Source organism: Puniceibacterium confluentis (assembly GCF_007923445.1).
GTDB classification, from domain to species: Bacteria; Pseudomonadota; Alphaproteobacteria; order Rhodobacterales; family Rhodobacteraceae; genus Puniceibacterium; species Puniceibacterium confluentis.
Genome location: NZ_VOJI01000003.1, coordinates 25,510 through 41,080, shown reverse-complemented (window position 1 = coordinate 41,080; position 15,571 = coordinate 25,510). Strand labels below are relative to the sequence as shown.

Below are 15,571 nucleotides of genomic sequence, written 5' to 3'. Positions count from 1 at the left end.
ACCCGCGGGATCAGACATCGAGTTCTTCAACAAACCGCGCGTTTTCCTGGATGTACTGATAGCGCAGCTCGGGTTTCTTGCCCATCAGGCGTTCGACCAGATCACCGGTTTCGCCGGGTTCGTCCTCGTCGATGGTCACCCGGATCAGCTTGCGGGACTTGGGGTCCATTGTCGTCTCTTTGAGGTCCTTCGCGTCCATCTCGCCCAGACCCTTGAAGCGCTGGACATCAATCTTGCCCTTGCCGCCCAACCCCTTGTGCATCCAGTGATCCTTTTCGGCGTCATCTGCCACATAGAGCCGTTTGGCCCCCTGCGTGAGACGATAGAGGGGCGGGCAGGCCAGATACAGGTGCCCGGTGTCGATCAGCGGGCGCATCTGGGTGAAGAAAAAGGTCATCAGCAGCGATGCGATATGCGCGCCGTCGACGTCGGCGTCGGTCATGATGATGATCTTGTCATAACGCAGGTCATCGAGGTTGAATTTGCTGCCCATGCCGACGCCCAGCGCCTCGCAGAGGTCCGAGATTTCGGCGTTGGTGCCCAGCTTGGATGAGGCCGCGCCAAGCACGTTCAGGATCTTGCCCTTGAGCGGCAGCAGCGCCTGATTTTCCCGCGAGCGCGCGCCCTTGGCTGAACCGCCGGCCGAATCGCCCTCGACGATGAACAGTTCGGTGCCTTCCCGGTTCTTGGCGGTGCAATCGGTCAGCTTGCCCGGCAGGCGCAGCTTCTTGGTGGCGGATTTGCGGGCGGTTTCCTTTTCCTGACGGCGGCGCAGGCGTTCCTCGGCCCGCAGGACGAGGAAGTCGAGAATCGCCCCGGCGGATTTGGTGTCCGCCGCCAGCCAGTTGTCGAAATGGTCCCGCACCGCCGATTCGACCATCCGCGCGGCTTCGGTCGTGGCCAGGCGGTCCTTGGTCTGGCCGACAAATTCCGGTTCACGGATGAAACAGGACACGAGTGCGCCGGCGCCTGTCATCAGGTCCTCACGGGTGATGTTGCTGGCCTTGCGGTTGCTCACCAGCTCGCCGTAGGCGCGGATGCCCTTGAGGATCGCGGCCCAGAAGCCGGCCTCGTGGGTGCCACCCTCGGGGGTGGGGACGGTGTTGCAGTAGGACTGGATAAAGCCGTCGCGCGAGGGCGTCCAGTTGATCGCCCACTCGACCTTGCCCGGCTGGCCGAACTTTTCCCGAAACTCGACGCGGCCGGCGAATGGCTTGTCGGCATAGGTGGTGGCGCCGTTCATGGTGTCGCCGAGGTAATCCGAGAGGCCGCCGGGAAAATGGAATTCCGCCTCCATCGGTGTGTCGCCGTCGGGGAGGGAGGTCTTCCAGCGGATCTTGACGCCCGAGAACAGGTAGGCCTTGGAGCGGGCCATCGCGAACAGGCGCGCGGGTTTCAGTTTCAGCGCGCCGAAGATCTGCGGGTCGGGGTGAAAGGTGACGGCGGTGCCACGCCGGTTCGGGGCGGCGCCGATCCTTTCCAGCTTGCCCTGCGGCAGGCCGCGCGAGAACTCCATCGCATAGAGTTCCTTGTTGCGGGCGACCTCGACGCGCAGGTGATCGGAGAGCGCATTGACCACCGAAGAGCCGACGCCGTGCAGGCCGCCGGAGGTTTCGTAGCTGTCACCCGAAAACTTGCCGCCGGCGTTCAGGGTGCAGAAGATGATTTCCAGCGCCGATTTCGACGGATCCTTGGGGTGCGGGCCGGTGGGAATGCCGCGGCCGTTGTCGCGCACGCTGACGTGACCGTTCTCGTGCAGTTCGACCTCGATCCAGGAGGCATGGCCGGCAACCGCTTCGTCCATCGAGTTGTCGATGATTTCGGCAACCATGTGGTGCAGCGCGCGGTCGTCCTTGCCACCGATGTACATGCCGGGGCGCAGGCGGACATGCTCCATATCCTCGAGAACCTGGATCGAGGAGGCATCATATTCGCTGGACGGCTGTCCGGAGAGAAGGTCTTCGGCCATTGTGCTGCTCTTTTGTTGGTCTTGGTTGCGCGGCAGTATGGCAGAGGGGGCGGGGTGGTGGAAGTCCCTGTTCGCCTCTGCAGCGGCGGGGGACGGGCGCGCAGCCATGTGGCGATTGACAGGCGGGTCAGTCCCTGGTGATGCGATCGGCCTTCTTGCGGACCAGAACAGTGCGCAGATCGTGCATGGCCAGCAGCAGTTTGTCGGTCACCTCGTCGAGTTGCGCATCTGTGGCCTTGGACTGCACCCATTGCGCCGTGAGGTTGAGGTGGTCGATGCTGCGATGGATGTCATCCATGTCGCGCAGGGCCAGCAGGGCGCTGCGGTCGTGCATCCAGTCGCCGATGGCGGCCCTGTCGGCCTCGGTCAGCTCCCGGTCACCCTGCGGCTTGATCTCGCCATTGCGGATGTTGACCATGGCGATCTGGATCATCTCGATCCTGCGCTGGCGGTTTTCGGTGTCGATGCGAAACACCAGCGCGCCATTTTCGCGTACACGGAAGTAGTACTCTGGCAGATCGCCCGACATTCACATCTCTCCCGACATCGTCACCGCAAGCCGGCGCAAAAGGTTTGGATCCGGGCGCAGGCGTCGCTGAGCACGGCCTCGGATGTGGCATAGCTGACCCGGAAATGCGGAGACAGGCCGAAGGCGGCACCATGCACGACGGCCACACCCGACTCTTCGAGAAGTGCTTTCACAAAAGTCTCGTCGTCCGTGATCAGCGTGCCCGCGGCGCTGGTCTTGCCAAGACAGCCCTTGATCGACGGATAGACATAAAATGCCCCCTCGGGCATCGGGCAGGTGATGCCGTCGGCGGCATTCAGCATCGTGACCACCAGGTTGCGGCGGATGCGAAAGGCCTCGCCGCGACTCGCCAGGAAATCCTGTGGTCCGTTCAGGGCCTCGACGGCGGCCCACTGACTGATCGAGCAGGGGTTGGTGGTCGACTGTGTCTGCACCTTGCGCATCGCAGCGATCAGATGCTCGGGTCCGGCAGCATAGCCGATCCGCCAGCCCGTCATCGCATAGGCCTTGGACACGCCGTTGCAGGTCAGCGTGCGGTCATAGAGGCGGGGCTCGACCTGCGCCGGTGTGCAGAACCTGAACCCGTCATAGGCGAGGTGTTCGTACATGTCGTCGGTCATCACCCAGACATGCGGATGGCGCAAAAGCACATCGGTCAGCGCCCTGAGCTCGTCCCGGTCATAGCCCGCCCCGGTCGGATTGGAGGGCGAGTTGAACAGGAACCACTTGGTCTGCGGCGTGATCGCCGCTTCGAGCGCCTCGGCGGTGATCTTGAAACCGGTGTCCACCGAGGTCTCCACGATCACCGGTGTGCCGCCGCCCATCAGCACCATGTCCGGGTAACTGACCCAGTAGGGCGCCGGGATCACCACCTCGTCACCGGGGTTCAAGGTGGCGATGAGCGCGTTGTAAAGCACCTGTTTGCCGCCGGTGGACACCGAGACCTGCGTTGGCTGATAGCTCAGTCCGTTTTCGCGGGCGAACTTGGCACAGATCGCCGCCTTCAGTTCGGCAATGCCATCCGGGGCGGTGTATTTCGTCTTGCCCGCGGCAATGGCCGCAACCGCCGCCGCCTTGATGTTGTCCGGCGTGTCAAAATCGGGCTCGCCGGCGGCCAGCGCAATCACGTCGCGCCCGGCATCGGTCAGTTCCCGCGCCAGTTGGGTGATCGCCACGGTGGGCGACGGTTTCACGCGGGCAAGGGTCGTGGACAGGAAAGTCATCAGCGGTCACCGGTTTGATATGGGGCGTGACTCGTCATAGGGTGCGCCCAAAGAGCGATCAAGCGGCTTCGGCCGAAAGGGAGAGGGTGATGGACGACGACAACTGGTACGGCCCGGACGCGGCAACCTTTGGCGACAGGGTGGCTGCGGCGCGGGATGCAAGCGGCATGACGCAGGATCAACTGGCAAAACGGCTTGGCGTCAAGCTGAAGACCCTCCAGCACTGGGAAGCTGATGCGGCGGAACCGCGCGCCAACCGTCTGTCGATGCTGGCCGGGCTGCTGAATGTCTCGATGGTCTGGCTGCTGACCGGCGAGGGCGAGGGGCTGGGAGCACCGGACGAGACGCAGGTCTCGGCAGATGTGCAGCATATCCTGCTCGAGATCAGAGATATTCAGACCCACATGAGGGAACAGGCCGAACGACTTGCCCGCCTGGAAAAGGCGCTGCGCCTCAACCTGAAAGGCACGCTATGATCAAGCCGGAAGCCGAGCCGCGTGAGACGATGGTGAAGCGGCTGCACATGCGGTCCATGCGGCGGGGCATCAAGGAAATGGACCTGATCCTGACGCGGTATGCCGAAGCCCGGCTTGCGGCGATGGATGCCGGGATGCTGGAACTCTACGATGGTCTGCTGTCGGAAAACGATCAGGATCTCTACCAGTGGGTCACGGGGCAGGCGATGCCTCCGGAGCGGTTTGGCCCGCTGATGGCAGATATCCGGTTGATCGCGACGGGATAGGTCGCTTTTTAGCGGATGCCGCGGATCTTTACGCTATTTTGTCATTTTTCGCCAAATCTCCGTCAGAGCGGATCAGGCGGAGAAGACGATGAGCATACATTCCTCACTGGGAAAAGGCGCCGACCATGGTTTCATGGTCAGCTACCTTGAGGCGCTGGCACTGGTGGAACGGTTGCACCGTCTGCTGCTCGACGTGATAAAGGACGAATTCGAACGGGTCGGAGTGCTTGAAATCAACGCCGTGCAGGCGCTGCTCCTGTTCAACATCGGCGACAACGAGGTGACGGCCGGCGAGCTGAAGACACGCGGCTATTATCAGGGCAGCAATGTCAGCTACAATCTCAAGAAACTGGTCGAGACCGGGTTCATGCACCACCAGCGGTGCGAGATTGACCGCCGCTCGGTCAGGGTCCGACTGACTGCGAGGGGGCGCGAAATTCGCGATGTCGTCTCAGGTCTTTTCGCCCGTCACGCTGTCGGCCTGGAGACCAAGGGCGTTTTGGGGCCCGAGGGGGTCGAGGAAATTACCTCTTCCCTGCGGCGGATGGAACGGTACTGGACCGACCAGATTCGTTATATCTATTGATCAGACCGGACCTTCCGGCGGTCGGTCGCGGGCTGGGTTCCAACCGGCTTTCCTGACGGCGCTTTGGCGCCGGGCTGTCTGCCGCTCCCGCGTCTCCGCCATGTGCGCTTCCGTGGGCGTTGGATGCGAGTGATCGGGCACCAGTTCATGCGCGCTACGCTCGAACTGCAAGGCGGCCGTCCAGCAATGTCACAGCGGGATTGCAGAGCGAACCAACCGAAGCCGCGGGGACGTCAAAGCAGCGGCGATGCCGCGAATCCTTGTCTGGCCGGGTAGCACAAACACGACCCGCAGTCAGTGGGCTGGCGCATACCCCGCGGGCCGACGGGACGTCCACACGGAACGGGCATGGGCGCAACCTGCACCGCTGCGGTCGCACCGGCATCGGACCACATTGGCGCCGCTGCCAGTCGCCGGGATGACGGCGCGCGAGAAAGCCGGACGCTGCGACTGACGGGATCCAGCGCAGAAAAACGCCAGCAGGATCGGGGCGGGACGTAGCCGCCCCCGCGTCCCCTGGGCCGCCCGAGCCGCGGACGGTGGCTCGAAACTCGTTGCGGCTAGAATGAGAGAGCGAAATTAAGGCCACCGTCTGACGTCAGCGCCTTTGGGACAGATTTGAATAACGGAGGATTTCTGGTTCATCATGTCGATTGGGAACCGAGATGACGAAGAAGCCACAAACATTCAATGCAGCCGCCGGGAAGGTGGTCAAGAACATCGCGCACAGCGACTTTGATCATCGGAAAAGAGCGCCCATGTGCCCCACGAAAATCCAGTGGTTTCTGACAGGCAGCCGCCCGAGCTCGAGCCGCAGAGCGCCGACCCGCCTCAATCCTGCGCGTCGACGCAGCAGGCGGCGCCGGTTTCCGCCCTGGCGTCTGCACAAAGGTCGACACAAATACGCTGCGACCATGTCACAGTGCATGTTGAACGGCGCGGCAAAGCGCGCTATTCGGCCAGAGACAGACTGCCTCTGGTTGACGGCGTTTCTGCCTGATCCGGAATGCCTGCGGGCTTCTTTGACATCATCGCGGCCCTTGCGATTAAGAGCGCCTGAAGCCTCGACAAGGTTGGCTTCGAGCATACAGAGACCCCTGGGAGGCCAGATTGCAGCAGTATCATGATGCGCTCCGCACCGTACTCGAGCTTGGTGAGGAATCCAGCGATCGCACCGGCACCGGAACGACTTCGTATTTCGGGCTGCAGTCGCGATATCGCCTGACGGATGGTTTTCCGCTGGTGACCACAAAAAGACTGCACCTGCGTTCGATCATCCACGAACTCCTGTGGTTCCTGTCCGGTGACACGAACATTCGCTACCTGCAGGACAACGGCGTGACCATCTGGGACGAATGGGCTGACGAGAACGGCGATCTCGGCCCGGTGTACGGCCAGCAGTGGCGTGCGTTTCCGGCGCTCGACCCGACGGGCGAAACCCGGGACGGCGCACCGCTTTACCGCAAAAGGGGTGTGGACCAGATCACACAGTTGATCGACACGATCAGAACCAGCCCCGAAAGCCGCCGCCTGATGGTTTCGGCCTGGAATCCGGGCGAGCTGTCGCGCATGGCGTTGCCGCCCTGTCACGCGCTTTGGCAGGTGCGGGTTCTCAATGGCCGGTTGCATCTTCAGCTGTACCAGCGTTCTGCGGACATGTTCCTGGGGGTGCCCTTCAACATTGCCTCCTACGCATTGCTGCAGGTGATGCTCGCGCATGTCACTGGCCACGAGCCCGGCGATTTCATACACTCACTTGGCGATGCCCATATCTACTCCAACCACATGGAACAGGTGAAATTGCAGTTGTCCCGCACGCCCAAGCCGCTTCCCGCGCTGCGAATAACGCGTGATGTGACTTCCATCTTCGACTTCCGCTATGAGGATTTCGAAATCACCGGGTATGACCCCGATCCGGCGATCCGCGCGCCCGTGGCGGTCTGAGAGATGATCTCGCTGATTGTCGCACGCGCCAGAAACGGCGCCATTGGCCGGGATGGCACGATCCCCTGGCATGTGCCCGAGGATCTGAAGTTCTTTCAGCGTGAGACGCTGGGAGGAGCCTTGATCATGGGACGGAACACCTGGGAGAGCCTTCCCGTCAAGCCGCTGTCGAAACGCCTGAATATCGTGGTTTCCTCCAACCCGGATGCGAGCGAAAATGTCGTGCCTTCGGTAAAGGCAGCCGTGGAAATGGCGCTGGAGCGGGGGTACACACGCATCTACGGCATCGGCGGCGCGGGCATCTACAAAGAGATGCTTCCCCTGGCGCACAGGCTGCTGATCACCGAGGTGGACCTCGAAGTTCCAGATGCGGACACGTTTTTCCCGAATGTCGATCTGACGGACTGGGCCGCTCACATTGCCATACCCCTGCGCTCCGCAAGCCCGGAATGTCAGCTGCGCGAATACCTCAGACGGGGTTGATCCCGCTGCTGCAGGCGAGGCGGTCCAGGGCCTGCATTGCCCCGCCGAGCGCGCCGGCAGGGCTGCGCCGCGCGGTGGCTTGCCCACAAGATGAGTCTATACTGGCTATATCATGACAGTAAGCGACGGAATTGTACCACATCAGGTGTGGGCAAAAGCGCCTCAGTCGCGGAATTTCAAGTCCCTGCCCGGCAAACTTGAATTGACTTTCAACCGGGCCTGCCGGACTTTCCTGCAAAACCTAAAAAAATCCGGGGCAGCAGTACCATGAAACGCATTGTCACACTCATACTGGCCTTATCGCTGGTTTCTGCCTGCAACGGCGGGGGCAGCGGCAGCAACCCGCTTCAGGAACCAGAAGAAGAACCCGATACCGGAACCGATACCGGCACGCCGATCGAAAGCGATCGCACGCTGCCGCCGGGCACCGCCACCCCGACGCCGAACCGGGGTATTTTCCGAACCGAGGTGTTTACCGAGGATGGCAACGGTTTTGCGCATTCGATCACGCGGAACTCTGCAACGGACACCTTTTTTGTCGATGGTCTGGCCTTTGACGGCAGCCAGCCGGACGGCGTGGCGTTCAGCCGCTCCAGCCCCGGATCGCTGGGGGCGCAGGGCACCTTTGCGCTGTACGAAGCACCGGTCACACATCCTGATTTCCTGACGGCAACACCGATCGGGCAGTTCCAGCACCGCGCGCTGTACGGCGTGAGCGCGACCGGCAACACCGAGTTTGCCATCGTGCGGACCGGAAACTACATCCCCTACGGCTTTGGCGGCTTTGTCTATCAGCGCAACAACGGTGTGACGATTCCGACCCAGGGTCAGGCGACCTATTCCGGCGACTATGGCGCGATCCGGGATTTTGACGGTGACGGCGGGCTGCAGTATGCGTCGGGCAGCATGCGGGTCGATATCGACTTCAACGGCTTCAGCGGCAACTGTACCGGCATCTCCTGTGCCGACGCGGTGCGCGGCTACGTGATCGACCGGCGCATCTACTCCAGCGACGGCACGGACCTGACGCAAACCTATATCGATGCGCTTGAAACCGAGTATTCGACCACGCTGACCGAACTGCCGATCATTCGCTTCAAGGTGGGACCGGGCGTTTCTGACGTGAACGGCGAACTGGTGGGCGAGGCGTTTTCGAGCGTTGCGGGCGAAACCCTGGACTCCGGCAATTACTATGCGGTGATGTCGGGCAATCACACCAGCGGTACCGGCGGCGAAATTGTCGGCGTGATCATTGTCGAAGGCGACGACCCGACCAAGGACAGTGTCACGGTCCGCGAGACCGGCGGCTTCATCGTTACACGCTAAAAACCGCCCGAGAGTGGCGAACAGGACGACCGTCATGCTGTGGAAGACCATTGTCCTCTGCCTGTCACTGGCTTCGGCGGCCGCCGCCCAGACCCCCGACATGCAACTCACGCCCGCGCAGATGCGCGGGCTTGCGGCGCAGGCAGTCAACAAGGGATACGCATCCGAGGCGCTGGCGCTCTCGGGCGCGCTTCTGGACCGGGATCCGAACGATTTCGACGCCCTGATGGTGCATGCCCGCGCGGCGCGGGATCTGGGGCAGTTCGATGCCGCGCGCGCCTCGGCACAACAGGCGTGGAACGTGGCCTCGGGGGATGAGCAGCGATATGCGGCTGCCGTTGCCAACGCCCAGGTGCTGTCGTCGATGGGCAAGCGTACATCGGCGCAGCTGTGGTTGCGGCGTGCGGTGCAGACAGCGCCCAGCGATTTTCACAAGGGGATGGCGGCGCGGGATTATGCCTATGTGCGCAGCCAGAACCCGTGGTCGACGCAGCTGTCGTTCAACATCGCCCCCAGTTCCAACATCAACAACGGCTCGTCGAGCGAAACAACCACGCTGCCCGGCCTGCCGTTTGTCTTTCAGTTGCAGGGCGCGGCGCAGGCGCTGTCCGGAACCGAGATTTCCGGCGGCATCTCGACCACGTACAAGCTGGCCGAAAGCAAGACCCGGCGCACGTCGCTGCGACTTTCGGTCTATCACCGCGATTTCATCCTCTCGGACGAGGCCAAGCGCAAGGCACCCGGAGCAAAGGGCAGCGACTTTGCTCTGACCAGTCTTACCACCGGCCTCGACCAGAGCTGGATCCGCCAGAATGGCCGGCTTGTCCTGGGCGCCGAGGCGACACTGGGCAAGGTGTTTTACAGCGGCGATCCGCTCTATGCCAACCTCAACCTGGGCGGCTCGCTGCGCTATGCCTTCACCCCAGGACTGCTGGGCCAGTTCCGGGCCGCCCGCGAGGCGCAGAAAGGTTATGGCACCCGCCCGGACGCCCATGCCTGGCGCGGGTCGGTCGGGCTGACGACCGTTTTGCCTCAGGGCCACCGGCTGAGCACCTCGTTCAACTATGCCGAAGGATCGTCTTCGGCGGACTACCTGGATTACGCCGACCACGAAATCGACCTGCGGCTGGAACTGGCCAAACCAGTCCTCAGCACCGCCATTGAACTGGGGCTGACCGCCGGGCACAAACATCATGCCCGCAATGCGGTCACTGGCGGCGAGCGCAATGACGATACGGTCCAGGGGGACGTGACGCTGGTGTTCAACAAGCTGGATTATTACGGCTTCGTGCCCAGTCTGACGCTGCGCGCCCGGCGAACCGATTCAAACGTCGGCATCTACGATTCCGAGGAATTCGGCCTTCAGGCCGGGATCCGGTCCCGCTTCTGATCGCTCGACTTTTCGCAGCCAGACTCTAGTCTGTCCTCAAAGCGAAATTCTCAGATCAAGGAGCACCCCCATGCCCATCCGCTACCTGCACACAATGGTCCGTGTCAAAGACCTCGACGCGACGATTGCCTTCTTCAAACTGCTCGGCCTCAAGGAGCGGGCCCGAAAGGAAAGTGCAGGTGGCCGCTTTACACTGGTGTTTCTGTGCCCGCCCGATCAGGATGACGGCACCGCCGATGTAGAGCTGACATACAACTGGGACGGGGATGACGGCCTGCCGTCGGACAGCCGTCACTTTGGTCACCTCGCCTATACGGTCGAAAACATCTACGAGATGTGCCAGACCCTGCAACACCACGGCATCACCATCAACCGTCCGCCCCGCGACGGGCATATGGCCTTTGTCCGATCGCCCGACAATATCTCGATCGAACTGCTGCAGCAGGGCGAGTCGCTGCCGCCGGCAGAGCCCTGGGCGAGCATGGAAAACACCGGTCACTGGTAGGCACAGGATGTTGCGCCCGCTCTGCCTGTTGCTCCTGCTCTGGTCGGGGCCGGTTCTGGCCCAGGCGGGCGGCGGATGTCGGCTGGCGCTGATCCTGGCGCTAGACGTCTCCTCCTCGGTGGACGCCCGCGAACACGCATTGCAGCAGCAGGGTCTGGCGGCGGCCCTTGACGATCCCGATATCCGCCAGGCGATCCTGCGCGGCGCCCCCGGCACCGTGGCGCTGGCGATCTATGAATGGAGCGGGCGGCAACAGTCGGCGCTCGTTCTGGACTGGTCGGTGCTGGACAGCGAAGCCGCCGTCGACGCGGCGGTCAAAACACTGCGCCTTGCGCGCCGAAGCGAGACGCGGTTTCCCACGGCCATGGGCTTTGCGCTGGGGTATGGCGCGACGCTGATGGAACGGGCCCCGGTCTGCACCCGTCGTGTGATTGACCTGTCCGGCGACGGCATCACCAACGACGGGTTCGGCCCGGAACTGGCCTATCGGCATTTTCCGTTCGAAGGGGTGACGGTCAACGGGCTTGCCGTGCTGGGGGCCGATCCGCAGGTGCAGGACTATTACGAGGATGTGGTGCGGCATGGTTCCGGGGCCTTTGTCGAGGTCTCGGATGGCTACGACGGCTTCCGCCGCGCCATGACGCGCAAGCTGTTCCGCGAGATCAGCGACATGGTGATCGGCACGCGGTCGCTGCCGCATCCGGAACGCCGCGGATGAGAGCTGTCAGGCTGCGCGCCACCGCGCTGGGCATTGCGCTGGGCCTGATGGGCCTGATGGGCGGCCCGGCGCAGGCCGCATGCCGTCAGGCGCTGGCGCTGGGGCTGGATGTGTCCGGTTCCGTGGATGCGGTGGAATACCGGTTGCAGCTGGACGGGCTGGCCGCCGCGCTCGCGCATCCCGAGGTGCGTGCGGCGTTGCTGGCACTGCCCGATGCTCCGGTGCGGCTTGCCGTATATGACTGGAGCGGACCCCGTGACCAGCGGCTGCTGCTCGGCTGGACCGAAATCACCGGCGCGGATGTGCTGGACAGGATCATCGCGCAGTTGCCGGCCAGTCCGCGGAGCGCCGGCGATCCGTCAACAGCCATAGGCGCGGCAATGCAGTTCGGCGCGGCGTTGCTGCAAGAGCAAGGCACCTGCTGGAAGCGGACACTGGATCTGTCGGGGATGGCGAATCCAACACCGGGCCGCATCCCCGCGATGTCCGCGGCCGGGTTGGTGCGGTCACGGTGAATGGGCTGGTGGTTGGCGCGCCGCCGCCCGCCGGACAGTCCGACGCCGGGGCGGGGGATCTTGGCGCGTATTTTCGGGCCTATGTGATCTCGGGCCCGGATGCCTTTGTCGAGATGGCGCTGGGATATCGGGACTTTGAGGCCGCGATGGTGCGCAAGCTCAGGCGGGAACTGATCGGGCCGGTATACTCATCGCGCTGACACAGGAGTGCCGCAGGAGACCGCTGTCCTGGCCCAGGCGGATGCGGTCGCGCCGGATCGGCTTGGAAAGCGGCTGCCCCTGTGGGGCAAGACTGCCAGGGCACGGCGTGCCGCCCGCGCTTGCGGTTGTACCCGGTCGAAAAAATACCCTGCCGCGCCAAGCGCGACAGGGGAGGCCGATGGAACCCATCGGCGGACTTGCGACAGGTGCCAGGCAGGACACAGGGAACTGCCGGGCTGCGAGATCAGTTCGGGATATCTCCCGTCAGTCCTTCGACGTAGAAATTCATGCCCAGCAAATCGCCGTCCGGAGCGGTCTCGCCCTCGGCCAGCCAGACCGAACCGTCCTGCTTGTTCAGCGGACCGGTGAAGGGGTGATAGTCGCCAGCCGCGATCCTGTCCTTCAATTCCAGCGCCTCGGCCTTCACATCCGCCGGGACGGCGTCGGAAATTTCGCCGATACCGACCATGCCGGACCCGATGCCGTCCCAGGTGTCATCGGATTCCCAGGTGCCATCCATCACCGCCTGCACCCGTTCGATGTAATAGGGTGACCAGTTGTCGATGATCGACGACACCCGCGGCATCGGCGCATATTCCGCCATGTCCGAGGCCTGACCGAACGTGATGACATTGCCCTTTTCCTGCGCTGCTGCCTGCGGAGCGGTGGAATCGGTGTGCTGCAGGATGACGTCGGCACCGTTTTCGATCAGCGCGCGGGCGGCGTCGGATTCCTTGGCCGGATCAAACCAGGTGTAGGCCCAGATCACCGAGAATTCGACATCGGGATTTGCCTTCTTAGCGTGGATATAGGCCGAGTTGATGCCACGGATGACCTCTGGGATCGGGAAAGAGGCGATATAGCCGATCTTGTTGGACTTGGTCATCTTGCCGGCGATGTGGCCCTGAATGGCGCGGCCTTCGTAGAAGCGGGCCGAATAGACGCCGACGTTGTCGGAGCGCTTGAAACCGGTGGCATGTTCGAATTTCACGTCCGGAAACTTGGCCGCGACATTGATGGTCGGGTCCATGTAGCCGAACGAGGTGGTGAAGATCAGATTCGCGCCCGACAGCGCCATCTGGGTGATCGCCCGTTCGGCGTCTGCACCCTCGGGCACGGATTCCTGATAGACGGTTTCGACCTTGTCCCCGAATGCCTCTTCGACGGCGAGTCGGCCCTTGTTGTGTTCATATGTCCAGCCACCGTCGCCGATCGGGCCGACAAAGATAAAGCCGACCTTGACCTTGTCGCCATGGGCGGCGGCAAAGGCTCCGGTGGCCAGGGTTGTGCCGACAAGGGTCGCGGCGGCTGTGCTGAGAAGGGTTCTGCGGTTCATGGTATCTCCCTGAGTGTTTTCATGGTGTTTGGTTTTGGCCTCAGCTCGAGGCGTGGAACGGGCGGCCCAATGAGGCCGGAGCGCCATGGGCGCCTCGGGCCGATATGACAACCAGCACAAGAATGGTTATCAGATAGGGCGACATCGACAAGATCTCGACCGGGACTTTGGCACCCGCCGCCTGCAAGTTCAGCTGCAGAACGGTGACTCCACCGAACAGATAGGCGCCGATCAGCACCCGCTCGGCGCGCCAGGACGCAAAGACCACAATGGCAAGCGCAATCCAGCCCGCGCCGGCCGTCATGCCCTCGGTCCATTGCGGCACACGCACCAGCGACAGGTACGCGCCGCCAAGTCCGGCACAGGCGCCGCCAAAGAAGATTGCCGTCATGCGGATGCGGATGACCTTGTAGCCCAGCGCATGGGCCGCGTCGTGGGATTCCCCGACGGCACGCAGGATCAGTCCGGCGCGGGTGTATTTCAGAGTGGCCCAGACGGCGAGGACCAGCAGCAGCGACAGGTAGACCATGGCGTCATGGCTGAACAGCATCCGCCCCAGCAGCGGGATGTCGCCCAGGACCGGAATGTCCAGCTTTGGCAATGTGGGGGATTTCATTCCCTCGTAGGGCTTGCCGATCAGGGCCGAAAGACCCAGCCCCACGAGCGTCAGGCCCAACCCTGTCGCCACCTGGTTCGACATCAGGATCTGCGTGAGCACGCCGAAACTGAGCGACAGCACCGCCGACGCCAGCGCGGCCGCCGCAAAGCCCAGCGCCGGGCTGCCGGTGCTGACCGCGGTGGCAAAACCGACCACGGCGCCGGTGATCATCATGCCCTCGACACCGAGGTTCAGCACACCGGCCTTTTCCACCACCATCTCGCCGATGGCGGCCAGCAGGATCGGCGTGGCCGAGATCATGATCGAGGCGACCAGCAGGATCGGGTTGATCGAAGTAAGGTCCATCAGGCGATCTCCGTCTTGCCAAAACGCACGCGGAAGTTGGTGAAAACATCTGTCGCCAGCAGAAAGAACAGCAGCATCCCCTGGAAAAGCTGGATCGAGGCGCCTGGCACGCCCAGCATCAGCTGCGCCAGTTCACCGCCAATGTAGGTCAGTGCCATGAGCAGACCCGCCAGCAGGATTCCGACCGGGTGCAGGCGGCCAAGAAAGGCGACGATGATTGCGGTAAAACCGTATCCCGAGTTGAAGTCGATGCTGATCTGCCCGGCCGGTCCGGAGACTTCGAACAAGCCGGCCGCTCCGGCCAGCGCGCCGCCGAAGCCGAGACACAGAAAGATGATCCGCGCAGGTGACACACCCGAGAAACGCGCCGCGCGCGGCGCTTCTCCGGTCAGTCGGATGTTGAACCCCTGGATATGCCGGGTCAGCAGCACATAGGCAAAGATCACGGCTACGAATGCGGCAAGCACCCCCCAGTGCAGACCGCTGTTGGCAAGGATTTCGCCGTTGTGCGCCGCCGGATATTGCTGGAAATTGCGCGAGCCGGGAAACCCCATGCCATCGGGGTTGCGCAGAAGCTTTTGCGAGGCAGAGGCCAGAAGGGCCTCGGCGACGTAGACCAGCATCAGCGACACCAGGATTTCGTTGGTTCCGAAACGGACCTTCAGGAACGCCGGTATCATCGCCCAGAGCCACCCGCCGAAGGCACCGGCAAGGACCATGGCCGGAAAGATCAGCGGCGAGGTTGTCGGATAGACGGCAAGCCCCATGCCGGCGCCGCAGATCGCCCCGACGATGTACTGGCCTTCGGCTCCGATGTTCCAGATACCAGCACGGAACCCGAGGGATAACCCGATGGCGATAAGGATCAGCGGGCCGGCCTTCACCAGCAACTGCGGGCGGGAATAGGCGGCGAATTGCGGATGGAACAACGGATCCCAGAAGATGGTGCGGATGGCGTCGAGTGGCGGCTTGCCCAATAACGCGAACATGATGCCGCCAACAACCATCGTCAGCATCACGGCGAGTACCGGGGTCAGGGCGGTCCAGACCCGCGACGGTTGCGCTCGGCGTTCCATACGGATCATGCGCCACCCTCCGGGCCCTGCGCCAAAAACTTTTCGAAAAAGTTTTTCCAAGAAT

Annotated in this window: 17 protein-coding genes; 11 read left to right on the top strand and 6 right to left on the bottom strand. The window is 63.0% G+C overall.

Features of this window, described 5'->3' with window-relative positions; translation table 11 throughout:
* Window positions 1–10: 10 nt before the first annotated feature.
* From parE to FOY53_RS04485, 3 genes are all read right to left on the bottom strand, one after another.
* Window positions 11–1,969, bottom strand: a complete 1,959-nt coding sequence (gene parE / locus FOY53_RS04495) for a DNA topoisomerase IV subunit B (RefSeq protein WP_146586170.1) — start codon at window positions 1,967–1,969, stop codon at window positions 11–13.
* Between the two features lie 127 nt (window positions 1,970–2,096).
* On the bottom strand, window positions 2,097–2,498 hold the full coding sequence (locus FOY53_RS04490; RefSeq protein ID WP_146586168.1) for a hypothetical protein: 402 nt from the start codon (window positions 2,496–2,498) through the stop codon (window positions 2,097–2,099).
* A gap of 20 nt (window positions 2,499–2,518) precedes the next feature.
* Window positions 2,519–3,721, bottom strand: coding sequence for a pyridoxal phosphate-dependent aminotransferase (locus tag FOY53_RS04485; protein ID WP_146586166.1), 1,203 nt, complete (start codon window positions 3,719–3,721; stop codon window positions 2,519–2,521).
* A gap of 89 nt (window positions 3,722–3,810) precedes the next feature.
* Between FOY53_RS04485 and FOY53_RS04480 the strand changes: the two genes are divergently transcribed.
* From FOY53_RS04480 to FOY53_RS23600, 11 genes are all read left to right on the top strand, one after another.
* Entirely contained in the window at window positions 3,811–4,197 is a 387-nt protein-coding gene (locus tag FOY53_RS04480) for a helix-turn-helix domain-containing protein (protein ID WP_146586164.1), read from the top strand.
* Window positions 4,194–4,463: a succinate dehydrogenase assembly factor 2 gene (locus FOY53_RS04475; RefSeq protein WP_186766506.1), complete on the top strand. Its 270-nt coding sequence runs from the start codon at window positions 4,194–4,196 to the stop codon at window positions 4,461–4,463. Before FOY53_RS04480 ends, FOY53_RS04475 begins: the two co-directional genes overlap by 4 nt.
* Before the next feature lie 88 nt (window positions 4,464–4,551).
* Entirely contained in the window at window positions 4,552–5,049 is a 498-nt protein-coding gene (locus tag FOY53_RS04470) for a MarR family winged helix-turn-helix transcriptional regulator (RefSeq protein WP_146586162.1), read from the top strand.
* Window positions 5,050–6,159: 1,110 nt separating this feature from the next.
* Window positions 6,160–6,993, top strand: coding sequence for a thymidylate synthase (locus tag FOY53_RS04465; RefSeq protein WP_146586160.1), 834 nt, complete (start codon window positions 6,160–6,162; stop codon window positions 6,991–6,993).
* A gap of 3 nt (window positions 6,994–6,996) precedes the next feature.
* Window positions 6,997–7,476: a dihydrofolate reductase gene (locus FOY53_RS04460; RefSeq protein ID WP_146586157.1), complete on the top strand. Its 480-nt coding sequence runs from the start codon at window positions 6,997–6,999 to the stop codon at window positions 7,474–7,476.
* 267 nt (window positions 7,477–7,743) lie between these two features.
* Window positions 7,744–8,802: a hypothetical protein gene (locus tag FOY53_RS04455; protein WP_146586155.1), complete on the top strand. Its 1,059-nt coding sequence runs from the start codon at window positions 7,744–7,746 to the stop codon at window positions 8,800–8,802.
* A 34-nt stretch (window positions 8,803–8,836) separates the two neighbouring features.
* A complete protein-coding gene (locus FOY53_RS04450) occupies window positions 8,837–10,192 on the top strand; it encodes a tetratricopeptide repeat protein (protein ID WP_146586153.1) in 1,356 nt (451 codons plus the stop codon).
* Window positions 10,193–10,262: 70 nt separating this feature from the next.
* Window positions 10,263–10,697, top strand: a complete 435-nt coding sequence (locus tag FOY53_RS04445; RefSeq protein WP_146586151.1) for a VOC family protein — start codon at window positions 10,263–10,265, stop codon at window positions 10,695–10,697.
* A gap of 7 nt (window positions 10,698–10,704) precedes the next feature.
* Window positions 10,705–11,415 (top strand): DUF1194 domain-containing protein, encoded by a 711-nt coding sequence (locus tag FOY53_RS04440; RefSeq protein ID WP_146586149.1) that lies wholly within the window; start codon window positions 10,705–10,707, stop codon window positions 11,413–11,415.
* Complete coding sequence (locus FOY53_RS23605; RefSeq protein WP_246107282.1) at window positions 11,412–11,930, top strand: DUF1194 domain-containing protein; 519 nt, start codon at window positions 11,412–11,414, stop codon at window positions 11,928–11,930. Before FOY53_RS04440 ends, FOY53_RS23605 begins: the two co-directional genes overlap by 4 nt.
* A complete protein-coding gene (locus FOY53_RS23600) occupies window positions 11,927–12,130 on the top strand; it encodes a DUF1194 domain-containing protein (RefSeq protein WP_369333832.1) in 204 nt (67 codons plus the stop codon). The genes FOY53_RS23605 and FOY53_RS23600 overlap by 4 nt, the downstream gene beginning before the upstream one ends.
* Before the next feature lie 245 nt (window positions 12,131–12,375).
* Here the strand turns inward: FOY53_RS23600 and FOY53_RS04430 are convergent, their stop codons facing one another.
* Genes FOY53_RS04430 through FOY53_RS04420 form a run of 3 tightly spaced genes read right to left on the bottom strand, consistent with a single transcriptional unit; the run spans window position 12,376 to window position 15,516 of the window.
* The gene (locus FOY53_RS04430) at window positions 12,376–13,467 is read right to left on the bottom strand and encodes a BMP family ABC transporter substrate-binding protein (RefSeq protein ID WP_146586147.1); all 1,092 of its coding nucleotides are present in this window, start codon (window positions 13,465–13,467) and stop codon (window positions 12,376–12,378) included.
* Between the two features lie 40 nt (window positions 13,468–13,507).
* A complete protein-coding gene (locus FOY53_RS04425; protein WP_186766505.1) occupies window positions 13,508–14,431 on the bottom strand; it encodes an ABC transporter permease in 924 nt (307 codons plus the stop codon).
* Window positions 14,431–15,516 (bottom strand): ABC transporter permease, encoded by a 1,086-nt coding sequence (locus FOY53_RS04420; RefSeq protein ID WP_146586146.1) that lies wholly within the window; start codon window positions 15,514–15,516, stop codon window positions 14,431–14,433. Before FOY53_RS04420 ends, FOY53_RS04425 begins: the two co-directional genes overlap by 1 nt.
* Between the last annotated feature and the right edge of the window lie 55 nt (window positions 15,517–15,571).